Origin of the sequence: Candidatus Erwinia dacicola, from assembly GCF_001756855.1 — a bacterium.
In the GTDB taxonomy this organism is placed as follows: domain Bacteria; phylum Pseudomonadota; class Gammaproteobacteria; order Enterobacterales; family Enterobacteriaceae; genus Erwinia; species Erwinia dacicola.
The window spans coordinates 1-4,994 of sequence record NZ_MAYS01000212.1; the positions used below are offsets into that span (position 1 = coordinate 1).

The 4,994-nt window shown below is 53.3% G+C and carries 5 protein-coding genes and 2 pseudogenes; 2 read left to right on the plus strand and 5 right to left on the minus strand.

Features of this window, described 5'->3' with window-relative positions; all coding sequences use genetic code 11:
* Positions 1-385, plus strand: a pseudogene (locus BBW68_RS06500) (transposase zinc-binding domain-containing protein); the annotation flags it as partial.
* Between the two features lie 147 nt (positions 386-532).
* On the opposite strand, the gene cgtA reads toward BBW68_RS06500, so the two are convergent.
* The 4 genes and pseudogenes from cgtA to rplU form a co-directional block, all read right to left on the minus strand.
* Positions 533-1,699: an Obg family GTPase CgtA gene (gene cgtA, locus BBW68_RS06505; RefSeq protein ID WP_070134499.1), complete on the minus strand. Its 1,167-nt coding sequence runs from the start codon at positions 1,697-1,699 to the stop codon at positions 533-535.
* A 71-nt stretch (positions 1,700-1,770) separates the two neighbouring features.
* Positions 1,771-2,630, minus strand: a pseudogene (locus BBW68_RS06510) (DMT family transporter).
* A gap of 103 nt (positions 2,631-2,733) precedes the next feature.
* Positions 2,734-2,991, minus strand: a complete 258-nt coding sequence (gene rpmA, locus BBW68_RS06515; RefSeq protein WP_048914471.1) for a 50S ribosomal protein L27 — start codon at positions 2,989-2,991, stop codon at positions 2,734-2,736.
* 15 nt (positions 2,992-3,006) lie between these two features.
* Positions 3,007-3,318, minus strand: coding sequence for a 50S ribosomal protein L21 (gene rplU, locus BBW68_RS06520; protein ID WP_070134500.1), 312 nt, complete (start codon positions 3,316-3,318; stop codon positions 3,007-3,009).
* A gap of 253 nt (positions 3,319-3,571) precedes the next feature.
* On the opposite strand from rplU, the gene ispB reads away from it, so the two are divergent.
* Positions 3,572-4,546 carry an octaprenyl diphosphate synthase gene (gene ispB, locus BBW68_RS06525; protein WP_070134501.1) on the plus strand — a complete coding sequence of 325 codons (975 nt, stop codon included), beginning with the start codon at positions 3,572-3,574 and terminating at the stop codon, positions 4,544-4,546.
* Positions 4,547-4,744: 198 nt separating this feature from the next.
* Here the strand turns inward: ispB and BBW68_RS06530 are convergent.
* A partial coding sequence (locus tag BBW68_RS06530) for an integrase core domain-containing protein (protein ID WP_148127574.1) occupies positions 4,745-4,994 on the minus strand: 250 nt, incomplete at its 5' end.

The following is a 4,994-nucleotide window of genomic DNA, read 5'->3' on the forward strand; positions in this document are numbered from 1 at the left end:
CCCGCGTCCCGCCAAACTCCTTTTCACCGTCGATGACGGCTGGAACCGCTATCTCGAAAAACATGGCGACAGCGTCAGCCAGTGGACCCCACTCGCCGTTGAGCGCATGCGCGCCTGCGGGACCTGCGCTATGGGTGTGCGCCGCTACTGCTGCGCTTCACCTGACTGTACCCACTCCCGCTTCTTCTGCCAGAGCTGCAAGTCAAAGGCCTGCAGCGCCGGCGGCATGAAGTCTACCGAGCAGTGGATTGCTGAGCAACAACACGTCCTGCCCGACTGCGAAGGGCAGCACATCACCTTTACCATGCCACACCTGCTCTGGCCGTTCTTCAGCAACAACTGGCCGCTGCTCAACAACCTGTTCCGCTGTGCCACCCGCGCCCTGCACCTCGGCGCACTGAATCAGGTGTGGCAATTTGAGATATATGACCAGCGGGATCGGCTGTGCTGCATCTCTCGCCTGACCACCGCGATTATCGGTTAACGCCATGTAAAACGGGACGCCAGTGGCGTCCCGTTTTTTTAGCGTGGATTAACGCTGATAGACCGTTTCGACACCTTCTTTGTCGTCTTCATCCCAGTCATCGTCTTCTTCAACTTCTGGATGTGCTTCTTTCAGCTGCTGACGATGGTAGTCATCCCACATGAATTCCACTTTCTCTGGCTGCTTCGCTTCCAGTTCTGCTTCTTTCGGGTTGGCGTTGATAAAGGACATCAGGTCCCAGCACAGCGCATTGACGCCCACACTGTTTGCCGCAGAGATCAGGTAATACTTCTCGGTCCAGCCCAGCGAGTCTGCAATCGCTTTAGCACGCGCCTGCGCCTCTTCCTCATCCAGCAGGTCAACTTTGTTGAACACTAGCCAGCGTGGCTTGTTAAACAGCTTGTCGCTGTATTTTTCCAGCTCGCCGAGGATCATGCGCGCATTTTCAACCGGGTCACTTTTGTCCATCGGCACCAGATCGATAATGTGCAGCAGAACGCGGCAGCGCTCGAGGTGCTTCAGGAAGCGAATCCCTAGGCCAGCACCGTTCGATGCGCCTTCGATCAGCCCTGGAATATCGGCCACCACGAAGCTCTGCTCGCTGTCCATGCGCACCACGCCGAGGCTTGGCACTAGGGTGGTAAACGGGTAATCGGCCACTTTTGGCTTCGCGGCGGAAACCGCGCGAATAAAGGTCGACTTACCGGCGTTTGGCAGGCCCAGCATGCCAACGTCGGCCAGTAGCATCAGCTCCAGCTGTAAGTCGCGCTTTTCGCCAGGCGTACCCATGGTTTTCTGGCGTGGCGTACGGTTTACGGAAGATTTGAAGCGGGTGTTACCCAGACCGTGCCAGCCGCCCTTCGCGACCATCATCTGCTGCTGATTGTGAGTCATATCACCCAGCGTTTCACCGGTACCATGGTCGATAATACGCGTGCCGACCGGCACTTTGATCAGGATATCGTTGCCGCGTTTACCGGTACAGTCACGACTCTGACCGTTCTGCCCGCGCTCGGCACGGAAAAATTTCTCAAAACGGTAGTCAATCAGGGTGTTGAGGTTTTCATCAGCCTGCATGTAGATATCGCCGCCGTCACCACCATCACCACCATCTGGACCACCACGCGGAATATATTTCTCACGACGGAAGCTGACGCAGCCATTGCCGCCGTCGCCCGCTACTACCAGTATCGTCGCTTCATCAACAAACTTCATTTTACTTCTCCGTCACTCATTCGTCCAAGCACACTGCCTGCTGGCAGCGGGTCGGGATTGCTCCGCCGTGATCATAAGCGATGGCCAATTGCGGAAAACATGGTGCCTGACACCACGACGATTGCCCCAATAAACCTTAAGGTATTGAGTTGCGGAATGGCAAAAAAGTCGGGCCGGCCAAGCGATAAAAATTCTAAAAACAGCAGGGTAAATAAGGGCGTTAGCGTCACGATTGCGCTGACCTGTGCCGCCTGCCAGCGTGCATAGGCTTCCACCAGCGCGCCATAACCCACCACGGTATTAAGCGCGCAAAATAACAGACAGCCTAACTGCCAGCCGTCCAGCTGCCACAACAGCTCCAACTAAGCCATCGGCAACAGCGCCACTGCACATAGAGTGCACAGCAAAAACAGAATTTGTTACGAGCCCAAACCGAAGATCACACCCCAGATGTAATCCGTCAGGCGCGTGAAGATCTCAATCAGGCTCGTATTAAAGAACATCACCAGTCCGCATAACAGCATCACCCTACCGACGATCTGGCTACCACGCATCTTCCCTTTCAGGATAAATACGCTGACGAGCATCATACCCGGCGGTGCCAGTTAGGCAATCACCTAGGAGGCGGTAGGGCTGAGATACTGCAACGAAGAACTAAACAGCACGAAGTTGCCCACCAGACCCACGGTAGCAATTAACACCCAGACCAGCCAGCGCGGGTGACGAAAGAAGTCACGCGGCGGCAGTTGGCATTTCAGCTCTAAAATTGCCCCCTGGCCTTGCTGCTGCAAGGGAAAAACGGTAGAACACTACCGTGGCGGGATCCATCACCAGTACCTGTTTCATCGCAATAGGCAACGAGCTCCAGCTCATATGCAGTGACCAGCGCGAGAGCGGTCCCTATCGCTGCCTGCTGCTTACTGACTAACATCGGTGTTCTGGCATAATGTAAAAAGCCCCGCAGTCTAGTGCGGGGCTTTTCTTTTCGTCGTCGCATAGAGCGACATTTGCCACTCTGCGGCACGAAAACCTAATTACTCAGCAACGATGCTGATGTATTTACGGTTGTTCGGGCCTTTAACTTCGAATTTGACTTGGCCGTCTGCAGTTGCAAATAGAGTGTGGTCACGACCACAGCCAACGTTGGTGCCCGCGTGGAATTTGGTGCCACGCTGACGAACAATGATGCTACCAGCCAGAACAGTTTCGCCGCCGAAACGTTTTACACCCAAGCGTTTTGCGTTGGAGTCACGACCATTACGAGTCGAACCACCAGCCTTCTTGTGTGCCATTTGTCAGATCTCCTATTAAGCACTGATGCCAGTGATCTTCACATCAGTGAACCACTGACGGTGACCCTGCTGCTTACGGTAATGTTTACGACGACGGAACTTAACAATCTTGATTTTGTTGCCACGACCGTGAGCAACGATTTCCGCTTTAACCAAGCCACCAGAAACTAATGGTGCGCCGATCTGAACGTCTTTGCCGTTAGCAATCATCAGAACTTGGTCGAATTCAACGACATCGCTGGTTGCGATGTCCAGCTTTTCCAAACGAACGGTCTGACCTTCGCTTACTCGGTGTTGTTTACCACCACTTTGGAAAACCGCGTACATATAAACTCCGCTTTTGCGCTTGCTTTTTTGACTTCGGGCTGCGCTATAAATATTCACAATAGGGTAAGGATTCTACGCAATTTCCCAACTAAAGACAAGTACCTGTTGCGCTGTATTGCAGGAAAAAACGCAACATGAATGGAGATGTTTCACCGCCGTGTTTTTGCAGTACAATCTGTCATACATTTCATGCCACAGGCACGGGTTAAGGCGATTATCATAGCAGGGAACTGAGCGATAGCTGAAAAGACTGATGAACTTAAAACAGATAAACGAACTCACCGCGCAAGATATGGCGGACGTCAATGCGACAATACTTGACCAGCTGAACTCCGATGTATCCCTTATCAACCAGCTGGGCTACTACATTATCAGCGGCGGAGGGAAACGCATCCGCCCAATGATCGCCGTGCTTGCTGCACGCGCTGTTAATGATTACTCCGGTAAGCAGCACATTACCGTGGCAGCACTGATCGAATTTATTCACACCGCGACACTGCTGCACGACGATGTCGTCGACGAATCCGCCATGCGGCGCGGCAAAGCCACCGCCAATGCGGCATTTGGCAATGCGGCCAGCGTGCTGGTCGGCGACTTCATCTATACCCGCGCTTTCCAGATGATGACCAGCTTGGGTTCACTGAAAGTGTTGGCGCTGATGTCGGAAGCGGTGAACGTGATTGCGGAAGGGGAAGTTTTACAGCTGATGAACTGTAACGTCCCGGATATCACCGAAGAGAGCTACATGCGGGTAATCTACAGCAAAACCGCACGCCTGTTTGAAGCGGCGGCGCAATCCTCGGCAATCCTCGCCGGTGCCACAGCAGTACAGGAAAAGGCGCTGCAGGATTATGGCCGCTATATCGGCACCGCATTCCAGCTGATCGACGATCTTCTCGATTATAGTGCCGATGGCAAAACTCTGGGGAAAAACGTCGGTGATGACCTAAGCGAAGGCAAGCCTACGCTGCCGCTGCTGCACGCGATGCGTAACGGCAACTCTGAGCAAGCTGCGATGATCCGCTCGGTGATTGAAGAGGGTAACGGTCGTCATTTACTGGAATCCGTTCTGGAAACCATGCGTGAATGTGGTTCACTGGAATGGACCCGCGATGCCGCAGAGAAAGAAGCTGATAAGGCGATCGCTGCGCTGAATGTATTACCGGAATCACCGTGGCGTAGTGCGCTGAAAGCGCTGGCGCATATGTCAGTGCAGCGCGAATTCTAATCCCGATTTTGCTTTAAGAGCGCGGCCTGCCGCGTTTTTTTTATCGCAATAATCTGGCTATTTTGCCCGACAGCTCTGCCCGCCCTCTCATCTTTATGCAACAACCTCACGCTATTACCTGTACTTTTGCCTAGCACTACGCAAAAAATGTTTTAGTCGCTCATTTTACTGGAAATAAATGGAAATTATGTGTAGTGGTCAACTAATACTGGCCACAGCATTAGACTGTAAGTAATACAGCCGCTCAGATTCGTTGGGCGTCAGACCGCCGTTATACCAGTGGGGCCTGATAGCGCTGTAATATCCCGTTATATAGCGGATTATCGCGCCCTGGGCTTCGCTGAAGCTGTTATAGCCCTTCGTCGGCACCCATTCGGTCTTCAGGCTCCGGAAGAACCGCTCCATAGGGGCGTTATCCCAGCAGTTTCCCCGTCGACTCATACTCTGC